Origin of the sequence: Saccharopolyspora antimicrobica (genome assembly GCF_003635025.1) — a bacterium.
Lineage (GTDB): Bacteria > Actinomycetota > Actinomycetes > Mycobacteriales > Pseudonocardiaceae > Saccharopolyspora > Saccharopolyspora antimicrobica.
In genome coordinates this window covers 88,279-110,114 of record NZ_RBXX01000001.1, presented here as the reverse complement: position 1 = coordinate 110,114, position 21,836 = coordinate 88,279, and the positions used below count along the sequence as shown (strand labels likewise).

The following is a 21,836-nucleotide window of genomic DNA, read 5'->3' as shown; positions in this document are numbered from 1 at the left end:
ACGGATTATCCGCCGGTGTGTCGGGCGGGGGTGCGGGCCGGTGTCGAACCTACCTTCGAGCCGAATCTTCAAGGACCGCAGCGGCTTCGGGGCCGCCGAGACGGATGAGACCTGCCATGTACCTGTCGCTGGTGGTGCCGTGCTTCAACGAGGAGCACGGCCTGCAACGGTTCCACGACGCGCTGGTCGCGGCGCTGTCCGAACGCGTCCGGGATTACGAGGTGATCCTGGTCGACGACGGCAGCACCGACCGGACGCTGCGCGAGGCCCGCCGGCTGGCGGCGGCGAACCCGCGCTTCCGCTACGTGTCGCTGAGCCGCAACTTCGGGAAGGAACCGGCGATGTTGTGCGGATTGCGGCACGCGCTGGGCGATCGCGTCGCGCTGCTGGACGCCGACCTGCAGCACCCGCCGGAGCTGCTGCGCCGGATGCTGCCGCTGCTGGACTCCGGCTACGACCAGGTCGTCGCGTGCCGCACCAGGAGCGGCGAGCGGCGCTGGCGGTCGTTGCCCGCCAGGGCGTACTACCGGGCGGCTCGCCGGTTCACCGGTGTCCGGATTCCCGACGGTGCGGGCGATTTCCGGGTGCTGTCGCGGCGCGCGGTGGAGGCGGTGCTGTCGTTGCCGGAGCACCACCGCTTCTCCAAGGGTTTGTTCGCCTGGATCGGTTTCGACACCGCTTACGTCTCCTTCCGCGACGCGCCGCGGCGGTTCGGCCGTTCGAAGTGGACCTTCGGTGCGCTGGTCGATCACGGTCTCGACGGGCTGACCTCGTTCAACGCGAAACCGCTGCGCGTCTCGCTGTACCTGGGCGCGTTGCTGGCGTGCGCGGCGGGTGCGTGGATCGCCCGCGCGACGGCGAAGGCCATTGTGGACGGTTCGCGGATGTCGGTGTGCGGGGCGCTGCTCGTCGGGGTGGGCGGGCTGCAGCTGTGCTTCCTCGGAGTGCTCGGGGAGTACTCCGGGCGGAGCTACTTCGAGGCCAAGCGCCGGCCGCACTACCTGGTCAAGGAACTGAGCCCGGACGTCGCGGGGTACCGGCCGCGGCCCGTCGAACGGGTGCCGTGATGCGGCGCGGGGCGCAGCTGGGGCGGTTCGCCCTGGTCGGCGGGGCGAACACGACCGTGCACTGCGCGGTCTACTTCGCTCTGCTCGCGCTGTTGCCGTACCTGCTGGCGCACGTGGTCGCGACCGCGGTGGCCACGCTGTGCTCCTACCTGCTCAACTGCCGGTTCACCTTCGGCGTCCCGGTGCGGCGCCGCACGCTCCTGCTGTTCCCGCTGGTGAACCTGGCGCTGGTCGGCTTGAGCGCAGTGGCGGTGGCCGTCGCGGTCGTGGCCGGTGTCGACCCGGTGCTGGCGCCGTTGGTCGGAGGCGCCGCCGTGCTGCCCGCGACGTTCTTCGCGAGTCGGGCGGTGCTGACCGCGCGGCGCGGAACGGGTTTCGGCGACTGGGCTGCCGCGGCCGGTGTCGGTGCGGTGGTCGCGGTGCTGAGCCAGATCCCGCTGCTGGCGAACCCGTCGTTCTACTTCTGGGACGACAGCGCGGCGCAGTTCCTGCCGATGTGGCACCGGTTGGGCGAGCGGTTGCTGGCCGGTGACTGGCCGCTGGGGCTGGACCTGGATTCGTGGATGGGCGGGAACCTGGCCGGTGAGGCGCTGTTCGGGATCTGGAACCCGGTGCACCTGCTGGACTTCCTGCTGGTGGTGTGGATCGGTGATCTCGCGGTCGCCGCTGCGGTGGTGAAGACGCAGTTCCTCGTCGTCCTCGGCGTCGGCACGTTCCTGCTGTGCCGCAGCTACGGCGCGGCGCGCGGCATCGCCTCGGTGCTCGGCGCGGCGCTTCCGGTGTCCGGGTTCGTGCTGTACTTCCAGGCAGGCTCGTGGGCGGGTGCGCTCATGGGATTCGCGTGGTTGCCGTGGGCGTGGTGGGCGCTGCGCCAGCGCGACCGGGTTCCGGCGTTCGTGGCGTGGATCCTGTGCTTCCTCTGCATCTCGGCTGGTGATCCCTACAGCGTGCTGGCGTTGTGCCTGGTGTTCGCCGGGCTGCTGGTCGAGCGCGGCCGGGACCGGCTGCGGTTGGTGCTGCTCGGTGTCGCGGTCGCCGTCGCGCTGCCGCTGGTCTACGGCCCGGTGCTGGCGGCATCGGAAGTCGGATGGCGGTCCGGGTACGCGTTCTTCAACACCGGGCAGCTGGTGCCGGGCGTCGGTGATCTCCTCAACGCGAGCCTGCCCTCGTTCCTCCCGCAGATCACCACGTTCGGCGCGTTCCGGATGTCGGTGCCCGCGACCTACTTCGCCTGGTTCGCGGTTCCGCTGCTGGCCTGGCTCGACTGGCGCGCCGTCAGGTGGCGCGGCTGCGCCTGCGCGGTGGTGCTGGCGGGCTGCTACCTGCTGCTGTGCCTGGGACCGTCGAACCTGTGGCTGTTCCGCTGGCCGCTGCGCAACGTCGTGGTGCTGCACTTGGCGATCGCCGTCCTGCTCGCCGTCGCGCTGTCCGGCGGCCTGCGCACCGACCGGTTCAAGGTGCGGCTGTTCTGCTCCGCCGCGTCGATGCTGGTCGGCGGGTACCTGGCCGTCGCCGCTTGGCCTGCGCAGGCGCCTAAGCACCTGGTTTCGCTGGCCGTGGTCGCTGTTCTGCTCCTGCTGGCGCTGCGCGCCCGGCTGCTCGTCGCGGTGCTGCACCTGGGCACGGCGTGCGTGCTGGCCTTGCAGGTGGTGTGGTTCCCGGTCAACCGGGACGTCGCGGCCTACCACTTCCCGACGGACGTGCGGGAGTTGCGGACGCGGTTCGCCGCGCTCGGCAGCGGAACCGTCGTGCAGATCGCCGACCGCGACCGGATCCCGCCCGGGCAGATCGTCTCGGGCCAGGCGTGGTCGCAGCTGCTGTTCGGCAACATGCCGGCTGCTGCCGGGATGGCGAACCTGGTGTCCTACACGGGGATCGGGCACGCGGCCCTGCACGCCGCGCTCTGCCTGAACTACTTCGGTGCCACCTGCCCGCGCGCCTACGACCGGCTTTGGCCGCTGGCCGATCAGCTCCGCGTCGAGCACGTCGTGGTGCAGCGCAGGCTGCGCGAGGTGACGACGGCTCCCGACGGCTGGCGGATCGCACGGCGTGACCGGGAAGTCGTCGTGCTCAGCCGGGAAACGCCCATCGCCTGGCCGGAAGGGCGGTTGAGCGCGGCACGCGGTGTGCGGGTCCTCGAGGACGTTCAGCACGGGCAGGCACGGGAGACCGTTCGCTTCGACGGTTCCGGTGAGCTCGTGTTCGCCCGGCTGGCCTGGCCCGGCTATCGCGCAGAGGTGGACGACCGCCCGGTTCCGGTCGGGGCGACCGAGGCCGGGTTGCTGCGGGTGCGAGTCCCGGCCTCCTCGGACGGCGTGCTCGCGCTCTCCTGGAGTCCGCCGGGCTTCGCGTGGCACGTCGTGCTGGTCTGCGCCGGAGCAGCGCTGGCCGTGGTCCTCTCCACGTTTCCGGTGGCACAGCGGAGGTCGGGATGAGAACGGTTGCCTTGATCATCGCCACGCTGCTCGTGGTGCTCGCCGCTCCCGTCGCTGCGGGAACTCAGCGGTCGCACCTGCAGGTCGTGGCGCATCCGGACGACGACATCCTGTTCATGAACCCGGATCTGGCGATGTCGGTGCGTTCCGGGGCGGAAGTGACCACGGTGTTCCTGACCGCGGGGGAGAGCGATGTGCTTCCGGCCGCGCAGTACGCCGCGAAGCGGCAGGCCGGGGCCCGAGCCGCGTTCGCGGCGATGGCCGGGGCCGCCGACGACTGGCGGCGCGGGGCGCTGCGGGTCGGAGGCCGGGAGGTCGAGGTCCAGGAGTTGCGCGCCCGGCCGGGAGTCCGGCTGGTCTTCCTGAACCTGCCCGACGACAACGATCCGCGCGCCACCGGCGGGAAGCACGCGCTCACCCGGCTCTGGCGGGATCCGGTCGCGCGAGTCACCACGCTGCGCCCGGACGGCTCCGCGGTCGCGGTCGCCGAGCACGACCGGATGTCGTTGATCGGGCTGCTGACCGGCCTCCACCGGCACTTCGCACCCGTCATCGTCCGCACTCACGACCCCGAGCCGGATCACCGCAACCAGCCGCAGTGGGGAGCCCACCACAACCACCCGGACCACGTGATGACCGCGCGGTTCGCCGAGATCGCGGTGCGCCGTGCCGCGATCCCGGCGCACCTCGTGCACTACCGCGACTACGACATCGCCGATGCGCCGCCGAACCTGCCGCTGGAGGTCGTGGCCGACAAGCGGGCGACCTTCGAGCGCTACGCCCGGCACGATCCCGTGGTGAGCCTCGGTGATCCGTACGGGACCTGGCTGCGGAGCATGCGGCAGCGCTGGCCGCGCGGCGCGAACTGGGCCGCGACCGACAGCGCGGGCCGGGAACTGCACGTGTTCGTGCGCGGCGACCGGCTGTTCGCGGGCTCCGGAGTCGAGGAATTCGTGGTGCCCACAACGGGATTCGTGCCGCGCTCGGCGGTTCTCGCGGATGCGCGCACGATCGTCGCGCAGGACCGCTACACCGGCGGGATCTTCGTACGGGCGAACGGGAAACCGTGGACCGCGCTCGGTGCGCCGCGCGTGGCGGAGCAGCTGACGCACGTGGGACGACCGGGAGCTGCCGTGGTGCCCGGCGGGCGGATCGTGGTCGCGGCGAAGAACTCCGCCGGCGGAGTCAGCATCCGCTTCGCCGATGCGCCGAGGTGGACCGAGCTCGGAGGCACCGACGTCCAGGACGAGGTGTCGGTGCTCGTGACGGGAACGGGGGAGGTGCACGTGCTGGCCGCGGCGCGGGCCGGGTTGCTGCACTGGAAGCTGATCGCGTCCGGCCGGGCGGAGCTCGTCTCGCCGCCGTCGGCGCACCGTCCGGCCGGATCGAGGTCTTCGGTGCTGAGCGGACGGTCGTGCCCGGGCAGGCCATCGGCGATCCGGCGCTCACCCCGGACGGCCGGTTCGTCGTCGTGCTGGGCGACGACGGCCGGATGCGCGTGAGCCCGCGCCCCCGGGAGGGGACGCGGGCTCCGCGATCACTTCGCTCAGGCAGCCGCTCGCGCGGTCGCCGCCGTGTCGAGCTTGCGGGCTTCACCCGGGTCGGCCGGGTCCTTGACCTTCAGGCTCAGGAACGCGACCAGGATGTAGAGCACGCTGAACGCGATGGCCACACCGCCGCCGCCGACCAGCGGGAACAGGATGGTGACCACGACCGGGCCGACGAACGCGGCGCCACCGGCACCGAAGTTCAGGATGGCCAGGGCAGCGCCCTTGTCCTTGGGGGCGACCATCGACGGCATCAGCGCCGACAGCGGGACGAAGCCGGCCAGCAGGATGCCGTAGATGACGCCGAAGGTGGCCGTCACCACGAAGCTCTGGGTAGACACCGCGGTGAAGTACCAGAGCGGGGTCGCGATGGCGCAGCCCACGCAACCGAACCAGGTGATGGTGCGGCGCCAGCCGAAGCGGTCCGCGAAGACGCCGAAGAACAGGTTCGCGGCGATGTTGGCGCCGTAGCTGATGGAGGCGAGGGTGGCCACCTGCGCGGCGGTGAGGAAGCCGCCGCCCGGCGTGGCCGGGCCCAGCACGAACGGGAACATCGCGAAGAAGCCGTACTGCGGCGCGGTGTTGACGATGCGGATCAGGCCACCGGCCAGCGTGCGGCGGTCGCGCCACAGGATGTCCACGCCCTCGGCCAGCCGCTTGAGGCTGCGCGGGTTCTTGACCGACTCGTCGGCGATCGGCATCAGGCCGTGCTTCTCGCGGACGGCGAAGCTGCCGATGAGCACACCGATGGTGACCACGACCAGCGACAGCACCAGCGTGGCGTGCTGGCTCAGGCCGAAACCGCCCATCGCGAGCGCGGCCAGCGCCGCGCCCAGCGTCGGCAGACCACCGGTGAAGGCGAACCAGAACCAACCGGCGACCGAACCGCGCATCTTGACCGGGCTGGCGATCTGCACCCACACCAGGAACGCGAAGGCGAACAGCGGGTAGGCGAAGCCGCGGATGCCGTAGGTGGCCACGATCAGCGTCGCGTTGTGCGAGGGCAGCGCCACGAACAGGAACAGCAGCTCGAACACGATCCACCAGGCGCCACCGAGCCACATCACCCGGCGCGGGCCCCAGATCGCCGACAGCGTCCCGGAGAACCACGAAGCGATCATCGCCGCGACGCCGTAGATGGTCACCGTGGCGAACGCCGCGGTCGAGCCGGGCAGGCCGCCGCCCTCGGGCTGCTGCAAGTAGTCCGAGAGGAACGTGGTCTCCACGCCGTCGCCGATCATGAAGATCAGCACGGCGACGAAGCCCCAGAACAGGGGCTTGGGAATACCGATGCGGTCGAGCCTGCTGGCCGGGCGCTCCGCTGTGGTCTGTTGGGACATCACTGTCTCCAAGGAGTGGAAGTTCTCGGCGCACGCTCACAGCGGGCCGGTCTACGAGTGCTGGCTATCATGCACCTCGTTCATATTAACGCGCAAGACGTTAATTTGGAGAAATTCAGCGCGTCGCAGGCCGCGCCACACCGCGTGTCCGCGCCGGTACCGCCGGTCACTCCAGGGCGGCCAGGCGGACGTCGGTCTGCTCGCGCATCTCCTCCACCAGCGCGGCGTCCAGGTCGCCGGCCAGCAGGACGTGGTCGAAGGCGCTGACCGGGGCGAACTGGTGCAGGGCCGAGCGGGCCACCTTGCTGGCGTCCATCAGCAGCACCTTGGTCGTGGCGCTGGCCAGCATCGCCCGCTTGACCAGCACGATCTCCTGCTCCTGGTGGTAGGTGAGCCGCGCGTTCATCGCCGAGGTGGACAGGAACACGATGTCCACCGAGAAGGCGTTGATCATCTCCTGGCAGGGCAGGCCCAGGTAGGAGTCGTGGGTGCGGGAGTACTCGCCGCCCAGCCCGATCAGCCGGATGTCGGGCACGTCGCGCAGCGTCTCCTGGACCTGCCGGTAGTTGCTCACCACGGTCAGCGGCCCGACGTCCGGCAGCAGCCTGGCCAGCGCGAGCGCGGTGGTGGAGTCGTCCAGCATCACCGACATGCCGGGCGTGATGAACTGCAGCGCGTCCCTGGCCAGCGCGTCCTTCTCGGCGGTGTGGGTGTGCAGCCGGAAGTCCGAGCTGCTCTCGAACACCGTGGAGGGCTGGGCGGAGACGCCGCCGTGGTACTTGCGCAGCAGGCCCCTGGTCACCAGGTCGTCGAGGTCGCGGTGCACCGTCATCAGGCTGACGCCGGTCAGCTCGGACAGTTCCGCGGCGCTGGCGAAGCCCTGCGCGACCACGTGGTCGATGATCTTCTGCTGGCGCAGGAGGCGGGGGGACTGCTTCTTCGGTGCGGACGCCATGCGGCCATCTTGCCGCTCGCAGCGGACTGTTAGGGACGTGATGCTGAACTATCATCCAAAGGGTGACAATTAACGTTGATCATGTTAATTTGAGTCGTGTCAGTGATTGGCGGGAGGTTTGAGATGACCCGGTCCGAGCAGCCGAACGGCGCCCACAGCGCGGTCGTGTTCGACATGGACGGCGTCCTGGTCGAGAGCGAGCACCTGTGGGAGCGGATGTGGGCCAAGTTCGCCGCCGCGCGCGGCAAGACCTGGACCGTTGAGCAGACCCGGCAGGTCCAGGGCATGAGCGCGCCCGAGTGGTCGGCCTTCCTCGCGAGGTTCGCCGAGGCCACCGAAACCGCCGAGGCCACCGAGAAGATCGTGGTCGACGACATGATCGCCGCGCTCGAAGGCGGCGAGATCGAGCTGCTGCCCGGATCGGCCCGGATGGTCACCGAGGCCGCCGAGCGCGCCCCGATCGCGCTCGCCTCCTCCGCGCCGCGCCGGCTGATCGACGCCGTGCTGGAGCGCCACGGCCTGATCGAGCACTTCAGCGCCACGGTCTCCAGCGCCGAGGTGCCCAAGGGCAAGCCCAGCCCCGACGTGTACCTGTCGGCCGCCGAGAAGCTCGGCCAGGACCCGAAGCAGTGCCTCGCGGTCGAGGACTCCAGCAACGGCCTGCGCGCCGCGGCCGCCGCCGGGATGACCGTGGTGGCCATCCCCAACGCCGACTACCCGCCCGCCGAGGACGCGCTGGCCGGTGCCAGCTACGTCGCCTCGGACCTCGACGACGTGCGGCAGCGCCTGGTGAGCTCGCTGCCCGAGCCCGTCGGCAGCTGATCCTCCCGTTCCCCTCAGGCGTCCGCCGCCCGGCACCCCGCCGACGTGCCGGGCGGACCACCCCGGTTCTGAGCACGCAGAATCGGGGTAGCGCCGCAAGCCAGCTCTTTGTGACAAAGGAGTCCTCATGACCCGCGTACTGGCCGCAGGTGACCACTTCGTCGCCCCCGAGGTGTTCGTCGACGCGCTGCGCAGCAGCGCAGGTGCGCACGACCTGCAGTTCAGCACCCTGAAGCTGCCGTGGCCGGTGGAGCCGTTCGGCCCGGTCGGCAACGTGCACGAGGCCAGCGGCACCGAGCAGCAGCTGCTCGACGCGCTGGGCGACGCGGAGATCGTGGCCACCCAGATGGCGCCGTTCACCGCCGACGTGCTGGCCGCCACCCCGAACCTGAAGTTCGTCGGCGTCTGCCGCGGCGGGCCGGTGAACGTCGACCTGCAGGCCGCCACCGACAACGGTGTGATCGTCAGCTACGCGCCGGGCCGCAACGCCGCCGCTGCCGCCGAGTTCGCCGTCGGCCTGACGCTGGCCGCGCTGCGCCGCATCCCCGGCTCCGACGCCGAGCTGAAGTCGGGCAACTGGCGCGGTGACTACTACGCCTACGAGAACGCCGGCATCGAGCTGGAAGGCGCCACCGTCGGCCTGGTCGGCTACGGCGCGATCGGCAAGATCGTGGCCCGCGTGCTCAAGGCCTTCGGCTCGCACGTGCTGGTCTCCGACCCGTTCGTCAAGGCCGAGGACGCCGCGCGCGACGGCGTCGAGCTGGTCGAGCTCGACGACCTGCTGCGCCGCAGCTCGGTGGTCAGCCTGCACGCGCGGCTCACGCCCGAGACCAAGAACCTGCTCAACGCCGACAACCTCAAGCTGCTGCCGGAAGGCGCGGTGCTGATCAACTCCGCGCGCGGTGGGCTGCTGGACTACGCGCCGCTGCCGGAGATGCTGAAGTCCGGCAGGCTCGGTGCGCTGGCCGTGGACGTCTACGACATCGAGCCGCCGCCGCGCGACTGGCCGCTGTTCGACGCGCCGAACGTCATCACCACCCCGCACCTGGCGGGTGCCACGCGCCAGACCGCGCACCGCGCGGCGCAGATCGTGGCCGGTGAGGTCGCGCTGTTCCTGGAGGGCAAGCGCCCGCGCTTCGTGGCCAACCCCGACGTGCTGGCCCAGTTCGAGGGCCTGCGGCCATGATCATCGGTGTTGACGTCGGAACGTCGGTGACCAAGGCGTCGCTGCTCAACCGCGACGGAACCGCCCTGGTCACGCACAGCATGCGCAGCACGCTCAACCGGCTGCCCGGCGGCCGGGTCGAGCAGGACCTCGACGAGGTCATCAGCTCGGTGATCCGCGTGGTGCGGGAGGTCGCCGCGGTGGCCGAGACCACGGGCGAACCGGTCGAGGCGCTGGCCATCACCGGCCAGGGCGACGGCCTGTGGCTGCGCGACCACCAGGGCCAGCAGGTCGGCCCGGCGATCTCGTGGCTGGACGCCCGGGCCGCCGGAATCCTGGACGGCTGGGGCGAATCCGGTGTGCAGCGCGAGGTGTTCGGGCTCACCGGGTCGGGGATGTTCCCCGGCTCGGCGGGGCCGTTGCTGGCGCACCTCGCCGAGCACACCCCGGAGCGGCTGGAGCGGGCCGCGGTCGCTGGTTACTGCGTCGACGCGATCGTGCAGCGCTTCACCGGTGAGATCACCGTGGACGCCTCCGACGCCTCGCTGCCGTTCCTGGACGTGACCACGCGCAGCTACTCGCAGGAAGCGCTGGAGGCGTGCGGGGTCGCCGAGCACCGCAGGCTGCTGGCCGAGCCCGCGCCGCCGAACAAGCTGTTCGCGCTGGACGGCAAGGCGGCCAAGGAACTCGGTCTGCCCGCCGGGCTGCCGGTGTCGGCGGGTCCGTTCGACCTGCCCGCCTGCGCCTTCGGTTCGGGCATCAGCAACGTCGGCGACGGCAGCCTGGTCATCGGCACGACGCTGGGCTGCCAGGTGCTGCGCGACGAGTTCGACGTCGACCCGCAGGGCGAGGTCGCGGGCATGTGGCTGGCCACCCCGCTGCCGGAGCGCTACCTGCGGGTGATGCCGGCGATGGTCGGCACCGCCAACCTGGACTGGGTGCTGGCGATGGTCGGCGCCGGTGTGGACCAGCTGGAAACGCTGCTGGCCAGCAGCAAGCCCGGCGCCGGTGGTGCGTCGGCGCTGTCGTTCCTGTCCACCTCGGGTGAGCGGGCGCCGTTCGTGGCGCCGCACGCGCGCGGCCAGTTCACCGGGCTGTCGCTGGACACCTCGCAGGCGGACCTGGTTCGGGCGATGTGCGAGGCGGTGGCCTACGCGGCCCGTCACAACCTGGAGTCCGCAGGGCTGACCGGCGAGGTCTCGGCCTGCGGTGGCGGGGCGCGCTCGGCGGCGTGGAGCCAGATCTTCGCCGACGTGCTCGGCCGGCCGCTGCACGTGCCCTACGAGGAGGGCGTGGGCGCGCGCGGCGCGGCCATGACCGCGTGGGACTCGCTGGGCGAGCCGGTGGACCGCGAGAAGTGGGCCGCGGCGCGCCGCACCGTGCAGCCGCACCCGAACGCGGTGGAGTTCTACGAACGCGGCTACCGCGAGTACCTGGTTTCGATCGACCGCGCCCGCCCGCACTGGGGCGCGAGCTCCTGACTGCTGCTTAGGGAGAAGTGCGATGACGCGCTTGTACGACGACCCGGCGACGTTCACCGAGGACATGGTGACCGGCTTCGTGGCCGCGCACCCCTCCTACGTCCGGCAGGTGCCGGGCGGGGTGGTGCGGGCCAAGCGGCCGCGGCGGGGCAAGGTCGCCGTGGTCACCGGCGGCGGTTCCGGGCACTACCCGGCGTTCTGCGGTGTGGTCGGGCCGGGCTTCGCCGACGGTTCGGTCATCGGCAACATCTTCACCTCGCCGTCGGCCGACGACGCGTACTCGGTGGGCCGGGCCGTGGACCGCGGTGCCGGCGTGGTGTTCTCCTTCGGCAACTACGCCGGGGACAACATGAACTTCGGCCTGGCGGTGGAGCGCCTGGAGCGCGACGGGATCCGCGCGCACAACGTGGTGGTCACCGACGACGTGGCCAGTGCCCCGGCAGCGGAGCAGAACAAGCGCCGCGGCGTGGTCGGCGACTTCGTGGTGTTCAAGATCGCCTCGGCGGCGGCCGAGGAGGGCTACGACTTCGACGAGGTCGTGCGGGTCGCGGAGCACGCCAACGAGCGGACCCGCAGCCTGGGCGTGGCCTTCGACGGTTGCACGCTGCCGGGCCAGGACCACCCGCTGTTCGAGGTGCCGGAGGGTCGCATGGGCCTCGGCCTGGGCATCCACGGCGAGCCGGGTGTGTCGGAGCGGGAGCTGCCGTCGGCCTCGGAGCTGGCGAAGATCCTCGTCGACGGCGTGCTGGCGGAGGCGCCGGAGACCGGTTCCCGCCGAGTGACGGCGATCCTCAACGGCCTGGGCGCCACCAAGTACGAAGAGCTGTTCGTGGTCTGGGGCACGGTGTCCCGCCTGCTGGCCGAGGCCGGTGTGGAGGTCGTCGCGCCCGAGGTGGGTGAGCTGGTGACCAGCCTGGACATGGCGGGCTGCTCGCTGACGCTGACCTGGCTGGACGACGAGCTGGAGCGCCTGTGGCAGGCCCCGGCGGACACGCCGGCCTACCGCAAGGGCAACGTCGAGATCGCGGCCGCGGACGCGGACGTGGAGGACGAGGCGCTGCCGGAACTGCCGGAGAAGGTGGTCGTGGTGGCCCCGGCGGAGGGCCAGGCGACGGCGACGACCGTGGTGAAGGCCCTGCGCGCGATCGCAGACCTGTTGCACGACAAGGAAGAAGAGCTGGGCCGCCTCGACGCGATCGCGGGCGACGGCGACCACGGCCGGGGCATGACGCGCGGCAGCGCGGCGGCGATCGAGGCAGCGGAAGCGGCGGCGGCGCAGGGCGTCGGCCCGGCGGCGGTGCTCGTCGACGCCGGAGACGCGTGGGCGGCGAAGGCGGGCGGCACCTCGGGCGTCCTGTGGGGCGCGGCGCTGCGGTCCTTCGGCGACCTGCTCCCGGACCACCGCGCGGCGCTGCCGGGCGACCTGGCGGCAGGCGCGGCGGCGGCTCTCGCCGCGGTGCAGCGCCTGGGTCGCGCAGAGCTCGGCGACAAGACGCTGGTCGACGCGCTGGTGCCGTTCGTCGAGAAGCTGCGCAGCGAGGTCGACGGCGGCGCGAGCGGCCGCGAGGCCTGGGCACGAGCGTCGGAGACGGCCACCGAAGCCGCGGCGAAGACGGCGGACCTGCGGCCCCGCACGGGACGCGCCCGACCGCTGGCGGAGCGCAGCGTCGGAACACCGGACCCCGGCGCGACGTCGCTGGCGCTCGCGCTCACCCGGATCGGCGAGGTGCTCGCCGGTGACAGGAAGGACGGACAGAAGTGACTGAGCAGCAGGCGCCGCTGCGCATCGTGGTCGGCTCGGACGACGCGGGGCTGCAGTACAAGGACGCGCTGAAGAAGGACCTGGAGAACGACGCCCGAGTGGCCGACGTGGTGGACGTGGGCGTGGGCTCCGACGAGCACACGGCCTACCCGCACGTGGCGGTCAACGCGGCCCGACTGGTCGCCGAGGGCAAGGCGGACCGCGCGCTGCTGGTGTGCGGCACCGGCCTCGGCGTGGCGATCAGCGCGAACAAGGTGCCGGGCATCCGCGCGGTCACCGCGCACGACAGCTACTCGGTGGAGCGCTCGATCCTGAGCAACAACGCGCAGGTGCTGTGCTTCGGTCAGCGAGTGGTGGGCCTGGAGCTGGCCCGCAAGCTCGCATCGGAGTGGCTGGGGTACCACTTCGACGAGTCCTCGCCGTCGGCTGAGAAGGTGGCGGCGATCAGCGGTTACGAGTCGGCGTCGGACGTCCCCGGCGCCTCCTGTTGAACGAAGGTGTGAAGTGAGCAGTTCGCGACTGGCCGCGCAACGGAGCGAGGTCATCGCCATCGCCCAGCGCATGACGTCGGACCGGCTGGTGGTAGGCACTTCCGGCAACGTGTCGGTCCGCAGCGGTGATCTGGTGGCGGTGACGCCCTCCGGTGTCGACTACGACGACCTCCAGGTCGCCGACATCCCCGTGGTGAACCTCGACGGCGACGTGGTGGAGGGCGACCTCAAGCCGACGTCGGAACTGCCGATGCACCTCACCGCCTACCGCGAGCACGATGCGGGCGCCGTGGTGCACACGCATTCCCTGAACGCGACGGCGTTGTCGTTGCTGCGCGACGAGGTCCCGGCGGTGCACTACCAGCTGGCGGACTTCGGCGGCCCGGTGCGGGTGGCGGAGTACGCGACGTTCGGCACCCCCGAGCTGGCGCAGTCGATGTCGAAGGCCCTGACCGACCGGACCGGCTGCATCCTGCGCAACCACGGCACGGTGACCATCGCGGACTCCCTGCCGAAGGCCTACAACCGCGCCCGGCAGCTGGAGTGGCTGTGCGAACTGTGGTTGACCGCGAAGCAGGTCGGTGAACCCAGCCTGCTCAGCGACGAGGAAATGGCCCGCTGCGCGGAGCTCTTCAGCGGATACGGCCAACAGTCCCGCTGAACCCCGTAGGTCGTGGGCGCACTGCACGGCGGTGCGCCCACGACCATTTCGCATTCGCGTTGCCCCACCGCTTCGAAGGCCACGTTCGCGTAGATCGCTACCTGCCGAGAATTCGCTGGGCGGCCCCACCATCGGCCGGTACCGTGCGATGCGGAACGGGGGAGGGGTGGGCTGGTGCGCCCAGTGCTGCTGGTGGATGTGGACGGGCCGCTGAACCCGTTTGCCGCGGCGCCGCATCGACGGCCCGAAGGTTATCGGACGCACCGGTTTCTGACGCCCAGCTGGGAGGCCACCGAACGGCGCCGTCTGGCTGAGTGGGGGCTGCCGAACAAGCGGGTGAAACCTCTGCGGGTGTGGCTCAACCCGGCGCACGGCCAGGCGTTGGACGCGCTCCCCTTCGAGCTGGTGTGGGCGACCACGTGGGAGGACGAAGCCAACGCTTTCGTCGCACCGGTCCTAGGACTGCCCGAGCTGCCCTTCATCGCCTGGCCCTCGCCGCGTGACGAGCCTGGGGGCGGCGTGTTCTGGAAGACCCCGGAGATCGTCGCGTGGGCGAAAGGCCGGGCGTTCGCCTGGATCGACGACGAGATCACCGAAGCGGATCGCGCCTGGGTGAACGAGCATCACAACGGTCCTGCTCTACTGCACCGAGTCGATCCCCGCTGCGGTCTCACCAGCAACGACTTCGCCACACTCACGGCATGGGCGACCGGTCTGCGCTGACCCGGGGCCAGTCGGCAGCCGCGTCCGACGCCGTTCCACACAATCATCGCGGGACAGCACTCAGGCCTCCCGGGCACGCGGGCGTCACGCGGTGCCCTCTGGGGCCCTGGGTGCAGGGATGAGATCCCGGAGGGTTGCGCGGTATCCGGCGGGCAGAGCTCTGCCGCCAGGTCTGGGTGTCCGTGACGGGTCCACATCGGACGGTGGCGTGAACACCGGCCGACCGTGGTGCAGCGCGATGCCCCACCGCTGACCGTGCACGACGCGGTGGTGATGCGCGCACAGCATGACCATGTTCTCGACGGTGGTGGGGCCGCCGTCGATCCAGTGCACGACGTGGTGCGCTTGCGGTGTGCCGGGCGGACGATCGCAGCCAGGGAAAGCGCACACGCCGTCGCGCTGCAACAGGGCGGCCCGGATGTGCGTGGGTGCCGTTCGCCGGGAGGTTCCGACGTCTAGCGGGAGGCTGTCCCCGCCGAGCACCATCGGCAACACCTCGCAGTCGCAGGCGACGCGGCGGACGTTTTCAGCGGTGATGGATTGTTCGGTCGCCTGGAGCGTGCCGGGCATGCCCTCGTCGCCGAGCAGCAGCCCGCGCTTGAGGTCGTCGAAGTCGATGGTGATGTTCAGGTGCGGCCGCTGGCCGCCGGTACGGGGCATCTGGTCGGAGTCGAGCACCAGATCGATCATCGCCGCGAACCCGTCGGCGTTGCGCTGCCCGGCACTGCGCGGATCCTTCTCGCCCTCGGTCTCGGGCCGAGGACCTGCCAGCGGCTGGAGCGCTTCGACGAACTTCGCCCCGACTTCCCGGTCAAGCCGCGCCTTGACGACCAGCATGCCGTCCCGCCCGGTGGCGTAGTGCAGCTCCCGCGCTTCGTGCTGCGCCTCCTCGTCGCGGTACGCCCCGTCCTGGTCCAGCAGGTACTTGATGCGCTCGGCCAGCTTGGCGAGATCGCGCGGGCACATGTGGCGCGCGTTGTCGGCCAGGATGGCGTCGATCTGGGGAGTGTGGTGCACGCGCGCGTGCTCGGGCATGGTTCGCACACAGCGGGAAACGACTCGCGCGTGCTCGATTCCGATGGCCCCGTCGGTCAACGCGGCAGCGGTGGCGGGCAGATCGGCGCGCAGCGGTTCGCCCCAGCTGGACGTCCGCTGCTCGACGTCTCGCGCCACGACAACACGCGACTTGGCCTCCCCGAAGTCGATGTTGAGCAACCCCTGCAGCCATGCCTGAGGTGAACGCGCTCCCCGCTCGACGTGCAACCCGCGATGCCCGGCCTCGGCGATCAACTGCAACTGCCGCATCCGAGCCACCCGCACAGCCCGCTCGATCTCGGCGATCTCAGCAACGATCTCGGCATCGCGAAGAGCCACCGCAGACCGCCCGCCAGCACAGAGCTCGACGGCCACCCCACCCTCGGTGGTGGCAGCCGGAGCCGCCACCGAGCCCGAACGGCCCTCGGCGTCACCAGCGGAACTCATCAAAAGCGGTGCCATACAACAATTATCGCATCCATAGAACAAGCTTTCGACCAAATATCGATCACTCGATACGGTGATCAACCCCGGGAAAGCGGTTCTTCCGATGAGCTGCGTGACGCCTGGAGCGCCGGGGTGCCGTTCGGTGACGATGCCCGCAGAACACCAAACGAGCCAACAGAACAGTCAACAACCAAACCCCAAAAACCCCAACCCCAACCCCAACAAACGAAACCCCACCGCCAAGACCGACCCCATCCCACACCGGGCCATCCCCGTGACATAAAGCCAAAAAGGGGCTGCGGTCCGGATGTCAAGCCTGAAACCCCGAAGGGGCGGCCGAAGGCCGGGCTTGACATCCGGACCGCAGCGCCCACAATCCCCAAACCACGGGGATGGCCCAAGGAAAACGAAACCCCAAAAGCCCCCACCACGTTCAAACCGGCTACGGGTTCAGCTAAACCTCCATGCACACGGGGAACAACTCCGGCCACACCCCCCACACCGCACCGCCGGCCCGCCGCGCGCACGTCCCCCCGAACCGAAGTGTGACCGCACCGCCTTAACCCCACCGAAACCGCACGTCGACCGCACGCAACACGCCGTGGGAACCATGACCCCATGACCCCCAGACCGCAACGCCAAGCGCGCGGCAACTGGACCCGCGAACTCGTCGAGCTCGCCGCGCTATTCCTCGCAGCGGGCGCGGTGAGCCTCGCCGCAACCGGCGCGCACGCCCTCACCACAGGTCCGACCGTCCTGCTGTCGATCGGCGCCGCCCTCCTCCTCGCCGCAGCGATCCGCTGGTTCGCAAAGCGCCCACCACAGCCCGCCCCACCCGCACCGGAACCGATGCCAGACACGGACACCGACGTCCGCCAGGCCCTGTGGAGGCTCCGCGCCTCGGTCACCGACGCACCGGGCAGGCTTGCCAGGCTGGCTGGCGGATTGGCCGCGCTCGGCGGCGACATCCGGACCATGCAGGTCCACCCGGTAGCGGACGGCGCGGTCGATGAGGTCCTGCTGCACGTGCCCGGCCGGACTACGCGCTGGGAGCTGATCGAGGCCGTCGAAGCCGCGGGCGGCCGGGACGTCGTCGTCGCGCGGGCGGACGTGCGAGAACTCGACGATGTGCCGACGAGAACCGCGAACCTGGCCACCGACCTGGTCAACGGCCGCACCGATCTCGTCCGCGCGCTGTCCGCGCTGCTGGGCCGCGTGGAAATCCGCTGGCAGGAGGAAGGTTCGTGCGCCGGAGAGGCGATGTGCCTGGCGGCGCCGGGCGGTGGTGAGCTGGTGCTGGAGCGTCCCGGAGGTTCGTTCACGCCTGCCGAGTTCGCGCGGGCGAGCGCGATGGTCGAGCTCGAAGCCGCCTGCCGAACGCGGATTCTCCCGGCGCCCGACGAGATCCGCACCTCGGGCGGCGTGGAGTTGACGATCCGGGCGGCCGACCGCGCGGATGTGGCACTGGTGGCCGAGTTCCACGAGCGCTGCTCCAGCGCCGCCCGCTACCGGCGCTACTTCAGCCCGGGCCCGGCACCCGGCGTGCGCGGCCTGCAGCGGCTGCTCACCCCGGCGCTCGGCCGGGCGCTGCTGGCGGTGGCCCCGAACGGCGACGTGGTCGGCATGGGGAACCTGATGTACGACGGCGACACCGGGGAGCTCGCCCTGCTGGTCCGCGACGACTGGCAGCGGCGCGGGGTGGGAGCGGCGCTGGCGGGCAGGCTCGTCGAGCAGGCCCGGCAGCTGGACCTGCGCACGCTCACCGCGCACACCCACGTCGACAACACCGCGATCGCGCGGACCCTGCGCCGCGCGGGGCTGAAGCTGGTCGGCGCGCCGGAGCCGGGGGAGTGGCGGTGGTCGCGGGAACTGCAGCAATCTCAACGTTTTGTTGATTCTCGTCCGCCATCTTGACGGGCCCGGTTTGACTGCGGAAACTCTCGTACCACTCGGCGAAATCGATTTTCCGCAGTACGAAAGCGTGGGCCCATGCGTGAAACCGAACGCAAGACACCCGGGAACCGGGCGAAGAGGATCCTGTCCTCGTTGTTCGTCCAGGTCCTCATCGCGGCGGCAATCGGCATCGCCGTCGGTCACTTCTGGCCGGACTTCGGCTCGGCGCTCAAGCCGATCGGCGACGGGTTCATCCGCCTGATCAAGATGGCGATCGCGCCGCTGATCTTCTGCGTGGTCGTCGTCGGCATCTGCAAGGCCGGCGACATGCGGTCGGTCGGGCGGATCGGCCTGAAAGCGCTGATCTACTTCGAGGTCGTCACCACCGCGGCGCTGGCGCTGGGCCTGGTCGCGGGCAACGTGCTGCAGCCGGGTGCCGGGCTCGACATCGACCCGGCCACGCTCGACGCCTCCGCGGTCACCGAGAAGACCCACGGCGAGCAGATGCCCGGCCCGGCCGAGTTCGTGCTGCACATGATCCCGGAGAGCGCGGTCGCCGCGTTCGCCGAGAACGAGCTGCTGCAGGTGCTGCTGTTCGCCGTCCTGTTCGCCGCCGGCCTGCTGCACGTCGGGATCACCCGCGCCCCGCAGGTCTTCGCGTTCGTCGACCAGACCGGCGAGATCATCTTCAAGATCATCGGCTACGTCATGCGCCTCGCGCCGATCGCGGTGTTCGGCTCCATGGCCTACCTCATCGGCGAGTACGGGCTGTCCTCGCTGAACACCTACGCCAAGCTGATCGCCGCCTGCTACGGCGCCGCACTGCTGTTCTGCCTGGTTCTCGGCGCCCTGCTCCGCGCCTTCACCGGGCTCAGCCTGCTGCGCTTCCTGCGCTACACCCGCGAGGAGTTCGCGCTCGCGGTGGGCACCGCGTCCAGCGAGGCCGTCATGCCGCGGATCATGGAGAAGCTGGAACGCGCCGGGTGCCGCAAGGAAGCGGTCGGGCTGGTCGTGCCCACCGGGTACTCGTTCAACCTCGACGGCGCCTCGATCTACCTCTCGCTGGCAACGCTGTTCATGGCCCAGGCCGTCGGCGTCGACCTGACCGTCGGCCAGCAGATCACCGTGATCCTGGTGCTCGTGCTGACGTCGAAGGGCATGGCGGGCGTTCCGGGTTCGGCGTTCATCGCCCTGTCCGCCACCGCGTCCGCGGTCGGCGTCATCCCGGTGGCCGCGGTGGCCCTGATGCTCGGCGCGGACCGCTTCATGGACACGATGCGCGTGGTCACCAACCTGCTCGGCAACTGCGTGGCGACCTTCATCGTGTCCAAGTGGGACGGTGCCTTCGACCGGGAGCGGGCCCGGGAGGCCCTGTCCGCGGAGGTGCCCGCCGCTCGTGAGCCGGATTCGGACGCGGCCAAGCTGTGAAGAGCCGGTCGGTGCCGCGCCGGCGGCACGGCACCGACCGCGGATCAGTTGTCCGCCAGCTTCTCGGCGATCATCGGGGCGATGGTGTCCAGCGAGTGCGGGATGCTCAGGACGGTGTTGTGCGCCAGCTCGATCCCGGCCTCCATGTGCGGCAGGATGATCACGTCACCGCGCTTGGTCACCTCCAGCCGCTGGAACAGCGGGTCGTTGGCCAGCCCCTGGCTGTTGCCCTTCTGGTCGATGACCACCAGCACGTCGGACTCCAGCAGCGAGGTCTTCTCCGGGCTGAGGTCGACGTAGAACCGCTTGCCGTCGTCGAGCTGCTGCACACCGGCGGGCAGCTTGATGCCCAGCCCGTCCATGAACTGGCCGCGCGCGTCGTTGCGGGTGTAGGGCCAGTACCCGCCCTGCGGGTTGATCAGCACCACCGCGCCGGTGGCCTTGGCGAACTCGGGGTGCTGGGCGGCGACCTGGTCGATGCGGGCCTGGGTGTCGGTGACCAGCTTCTCGGCCTGCTCGGACTTGCCGACGGCCTTGCCGATGATCCGGGTGGCGTCCTGCCACGGCGTGCCGTAGTCGGGAACGCCCTCGGGGCGCACGATGGTCGGCGCGACCGCGGAGAGCCGCTGGTACAGCGACTCGTCGACGGCGGCGTTGACCGCCACGATCAGGTCCGGCTGCAGCGAGGCGACCTTCTCCAGGTCGACGTCGCCCTGCGTGGCGAACAGGTAGGGCTTCGCACCGCGCAGCCGGTCCTTCGCCCACGAGCCGGGGCCGTCCGTCGGGCCCCAGGGGCGCATGGCCACCGGGATCACGTCGAGCGCGAGCAGCGGGTCGACGTCGGTGTATCCGAGCGCGATGACGCGCTCCGGGCGCTTGGGGATCTCCGTCGTGCCCTGGGAGTGCTGGATGGTCACGGGGAAGGCGCCGTCGGCGGGCTGCTGAACCTCGTCGGTGCCGGGGCCGCCGCAACCGGCGACCAGCAGCAGCGCGGCCAGCGCGCCGAGGAGGGCAGCGGCGCGGCGCCGCAGGGGGAACGGGGACATCGGGGGTGCCTCGCAATCTAGCTCAGGTTAGCCAAGGCTAACCTGAGCGAGATTCGGGTCGGTTCAGTGGATCGAGATGACGCCGATGCCGAGGCCGGTGGCGATCACCACCGCGCACACCAGCAGCGCCCACTTGATCGCGAACCGGTGGTGGTCGCCGAGGTCGACCTTGGCCAGGCCGATCAGCACGTACATCGCGGGCACCAGCGGGCTGAGCATGTGGATCGGCTGGCCCAGCAGCGAGGCGCGGGCGATCTCGATCGGCGCGATCCCGTGCTGCGCGCCCGCCTCGGCCAGGATCGGCATGATGCCGAAGTAGAACGCGTCGTTGCTCATGAAGAAGGTGAACGGGACGCTGAGCACCGCGACGATCACGCTGAAGAACGGGTAGAGGCCGTCCGGCATGGCGCTGAGCAGGTAGTGCGCCATCTGCTCGATCATCCCGGTGCCCGACAGCACGCCGGTGAACACCGCCGCGGCGAACACCATCGACACCACCGAGACCACGCTGTCGGCGTGCGCGGCGATGCGGGCCCGCTGCATGTCCAGGTGCGGGTAGTTGACCAGCAGCGCGATCCCGGTGCCGATCATGAACAGCACGGCGATCGGCAGCACTCCGACGATCAGCGCCACCAGCAGCGCGGCGGTCAGCGCCGCGTTGAACCAGATCAGCTTCGGCCGCAGCGACTCGCGGTCCGGGGCCAGCACGTCGAAGTCGGCGGAGTCGCCCGCGCTGCCGCCGGTGCCGGAACCGGTGGTGCCGCCACCTCCGCCGGCGAGCACCAGCTCACCGCTGCGCACCCGGGCGCGCTCCCGCAGCCCGAGCATCCAGGCGAGCACGAAGACGGTGGCCAGCCCGGCCACCAGCGGCGGGATCATCGGCACGAACAGCTCCTGCGGGTCCAGCCCCAGCGCGCTGGCGGCGCGGGCGGACGGGCCGCCCCACGGCACCACGTTCAGGATCGCGTTGGTCAGGCAGGCCAGCCCGGTCATCAGCACCGGGCTGATGCCCAGCTTCCGGTACAGCGGCAGCAGCGCGGACACGGTGATCATGAACGTGGTGGTGCCGTCGCCGTCCAGCGACACCACGGCGACCAGGGCCACCGTGCCGACGATCAGCCGCAGCGGGTCGTTGCGGGTGAGCCGGACCACCGCGCGGGTGATCGGGTCGAACAGCCCGGCGTCGATCATGATCCCGAAGTACAGGATCGCGAACAGCAGCATCGCCGCCGTCGGCGCCACCGAGCCGATGCCGTCGATGATCATGTCGCCGAGCTCCGGCGCGAAGCCGCCGATCAGCGCGAACGCCGCGGGCACCACGATCAGCGACACCATCGGCGACACCCGCTTGGTCATCACCAAGAAGAGGAAGACCGTCACCATGCACAACCCGAGGAGCGCGATCAACGCCTTCCTCCTTCCCGCGGAGTGGTCCGCGTAACAGCGGTGTTTCGTTTGGCGAGACCGTAGGTGAACGGTCCAAGGCCCGGGAGTCTTGTGCGCGTTGTCCGCCTAGCCCGCGTTCTCCGCGTTCTGCT

17 protein-coding genes are annotated in these 21,836 nt (G+C 70.7%); 12 read left to right on the top strand and 5 right to left on the bottom strand.

Annotated features, from left to right (window positions below):
- Nucleotides 1-116 precede the first annotated feature (116 nt).
- From ATL45_RS00475 to ATL45_RS00465, 3 genes are read left to right on the top strand one after another with little or no spacing between them, the layout of a single operon-like run.
- A complete protein-coding gene (locus ATL45_RS00475) occupies nt 117-1,067 on the top strand; it encodes a glycosyltransferase family 2 protein (RefSeq protein ID WP_093157062.1) in 951 nt (316 codons plus the stop codon).
- Nucleotides 1,067-3,502 (top strand): GtrA family protein, encoded by a 2,436-nt coding sequence (locus ATL45_RS00470; protein ID WP_093157060.1) that lies wholly within the window; start codon nt 1,067-1,069, stop codon nt 3,500-3,502. The genes ATL45_RS00475 and ATL45_RS00470 overlap by 1 nt, the downstream gene beginning before the upstream one ends.
- Complete coding sequence (locus ATL45_RS00465; protein ID WP_093157059.1) at nt 3,499-5,004, top strand: PIG-L family deacetylase; 1,506 nt, start codon at nt 3,499-3,501, stop codon at nt 5,002-5,004. The genes ATL45_RS00470 and ATL45_RS00465 overlap by 4 nt, the downstream gene beginning before the upstream one ends.
- A 44-nt stretch (nt 5,005-5,048) precedes the next feature.
- On the opposite strand, the gene ATL45_RS00460 is transcribed toward ATL45_RS00465, so the two are convergent.
- Together ATL45_RS00460 and ATL45_RS00455 are read right to left on the bottom strand one after the other, a co-directional pair.
- Nucleotides 5,049-6,389, bottom strand: a complete 1,341-nt coding sequence (locus ATL45_RS00460) for an MFS transporter (RefSeq protein WP_093157057.1) — start codon at nt 6,387-6,389, stop codon at nt 5,049-5,051.
- Between the two features lie 166 nt (nt 6,390-6,555).
- The gene (locus tag ATL45_RS00455) at nt 6,556-7,344 is read right to left on the bottom strand and encodes a DeoR/GlpR family DNA-binding transcription regulator (RefSeq protein ID WP_093157056.1); all 789 of its coding nucleotides are present in this window, start codon (nt 7,342-7,344) and stop codon (nt 6,556-6,558) included.
- Nucleotides 7,345-7,467: 123 nt separating this feature from the next.
- Here ATL45_RS00455 and ATL45_RS00450 point away from each other — a divergent pair, with 123 nt between their 5' ends.
- From ATL45_RS00450 to ATL45_RS00420, 7 genes are all read left to right on the top strand, one after another.
- Nucleotides 7,468-8,166 (top strand): HAD family hydrolase, encoded by a 699-nt coding sequence (locus ATL45_RS00450; RefSeq protein ID WP_093157054.1) that lies wholly within the window; start codon nt 7,468-7,470, stop codon nt 8,164-8,166.
- A gap of 127 nt (nt 8,167-8,293) precedes the next feature.
- On the top strand, nt 8,294-9,352 hold the full coding sequence (locus ATL45_RS00445; protein WP_093157053.1) for a 2-hydroxyacid dehydrogenase: 1,059 nt from the start codon (nt 8,294-8,296) through the stop codon (nt 9,350-9,352).
- A complete protein-coding gene (locus ATL45_RS00440; protein ID WP_093157051.1) occupies nt 9,349-10,812 on the top strand; it encodes an FGGY-family carbohydrate kinase in 1,464 nt (487 codons plus the stop codon). Before ATL45_RS00445 ends, ATL45_RS00440 begins: the two co-directional genes overlap by 4 nt.
- Before the next feature lie 22 nt (nt 10,813-10,834).
- The gene (locus tag ATL45_RS00435; RefSeq protein ID WP_093157050.1) at nt 10,835-12,574 is read left to right on the top strand and encodes a dihydroxyacetone kinase family protein; all 1,740 of its coding nucleotides are present in this window, start codon (nt 10,835-10,837) and stop codon (nt 12,572-12,574) included.
- Nucleotides 12,571-13,065 (top strand): ribose-5-phosphate isomerase, encoded by a 495-nt coding sequence (locus tag ATL45_RS00430; RefSeq protein WP_281275994.1) that lies wholly within the window; start codon nt 12,571-12,573, stop codon nt 13,063-13,065. The genes ATL45_RS00435 and ATL45_RS00430 overlap by 4 nt, the downstream gene beginning before the upstream one ends.
- A gap of 13 nt (nt 13,066-13,078) precedes the next feature.
- Nucleotides 13,079-13,726 carry a class II aldolase/adducin family protein gene (locus tag ATL45_RS00425; protein WP_093157048.1) on the top strand — a complete coding sequence of 216 codons (648 nt, stop codon included), beginning with the start codon at nt 13,079-13,081 and terminating at the stop codon, nt 13,724-13,726.
- 183 nt (nt 13,727-13,909) lie between these two features.
- Complete coding sequence (locus ATL45_RS00420) at nt 13,910-14,449, top strand: HAD domain-containing protein (RefSeq protein WP_211841152.1); 540 nt, start codon at nt 13,910-13,912, stop codon at nt 14,447-14,449.
- Nucleotides 14,450-14,533: 84 nt separating this feature from the next.
- Here ATL45_RS00420 and ATL45_RS00415 read toward each other — a convergent pair whose 3' ends face one another.
- On the bottom strand, nt 14,534-15,985 hold the full coding sequence (locus ATL45_RS00415; RefSeq protein WP_246025088.1) for an HNH endonuclease signature motif containing protein: 1,452 nt from the start codon (nt 15,983-15,985) through the stop codon (nt 14,534-14,536).
- 564 nt (nt 15,986-16,549) lie between these two features.
- On the opposite strand from ATL45_RS00415, the gene ATL45_RS00410 reads away from it, so the two are divergent.
- Nucleotides 16,550-17,845, top strand: coding sequence for a GNAT family N-acetyltransferase (locus tag ATL45_RS00410; protein WP_093157044.1), 1,296 nt, complete (start codon nt 16,550-16,552; stop codon nt 17,843-17,845).
- Nucleotides 17,846-17,920: 75 nt separating this feature from the next.
- Complete coding sequence (gene dctA, locus ATL45_RS00405; RefSeq protein WP_093157042.1) at nt 17,921-19,252, top strand: C4-dicarboxylate transporter DctA; 1,332 nt, start codon at nt 17,921-17,923, stop codon at nt 19,250-19,252.
- 44 nt (nt 19,253-19,296) lie between these two features.
- Here dctA and ATL45_RS00400 read toward each other — a convergent pair whose 3' ends face one another.
- On the bottom strand, nt 19,297-20,298 hold the full coding sequence (locus tag ATL45_RS00400; RefSeq protein ID WP_093157041.1) for an iron-siderophore ABC transporter substrate-binding protein: 1,002 nt from the start codon (nt 20,296-20,298) through the stop codon (nt 19,297-19,299).
- Nucleotides 20,299-20,361: 63 nt separating this feature from the next.
- Nucleotides 20,362-21,705 (bottom strand): CitMHS family transporter, encoded by a 1,344-nt coding sequence (locus tag ATL45_RS00395; RefSeq protein WP_093157039.1) that lies wholly within the window; start codon nt 21,703-21,705, stop codon nt 20,362-20,364.
- Between the last annotated feature and the right edge of the window lie 131 nt (nt 21,706-21,836).

Coding starts and splice junctions, on each gene's coding strand:
- ATL45_RS00465 (WP_093157059.1), top strand. CDS start 3,499: ATGAGAACGGTTGCCTTGATCATCGCCACGCTGCTCGTGGTGCTCGCC.
- ATL45_RS00410 (WP_093157044.1), top strand. CDS start 16,550: ATGACCCCCAGACCGCAACGCCAAGCGCGCGGCAACTGGACCCGCGAA.
- ATL45_RS00440 (WP_093157051.1), top strand. CDS start 9,349: ATGATCATCGGTGTTGACGTCGGAACGTCGGTGACCAAGGCGTCGCTG.
- ATL45_RS00470 (WP_093157060.1), top strand. CDS start 1,067: ATGCGGCGCGGGGCGCAGCTGGGGCGGTTCGCCCTGGTCGGCGGGGCG.
- ATL45_RS00445 (WP_093157053.1), top strand. CDS start 8,294: ATGACCCGCGTACTGGCCGCAGGTGACCACTTCGTCGCCCCCGAGGTG.
- ATL45_RS00400 (WP_093157041.1), bottom strand. CDS start 20,298: ATGTCCCCGTTCCCCCTGCGGCGCCGCGCCGCTGCCCTCCTCGGCGCG.
- ATL45_RS00455 (WP_093157056.1), bottom strand. CDS start 7,344: ATGGCGTCCGCACCGAAGAAGCAGTCCCCCCGCCTCCTGCGCCAGCAG.
- dctA (WP_093157042.1), top strand. CDS start 17,921: ATGCGTGAAACCGAACGCAAGACACCCGGGAACCGGGCGAAGAGGATC.
- ATL45_RS00450 (WP_093157054.1), top strand. CDS start 7,468: ATGACCCGGTCCGAGCAGCCGAACGGCGCCCACAGCGCGGTCGTGTTC.
- ATL45_RS00435 (WP_093157050.1), top strand. CDS start 10,835: ATGACGCGCTTGTACGACGACCCGGCGACGTTCACCGAGGACATGGTG.
- ATL45_RS00475 (WP_093157062.1), top strand. CDS start 117: ATGTACCTGTCGCTGGTGGTGCCGTGCTTCAACGAGGAGCACGGCCTG.
- ATL45_RS00460 (WP_093157057.1), bottom strand. CDS start 6,389: ATGTCCCAACAGACCACAGCGGAGCGCCCGGCCAGCAGGCTCGACCGC.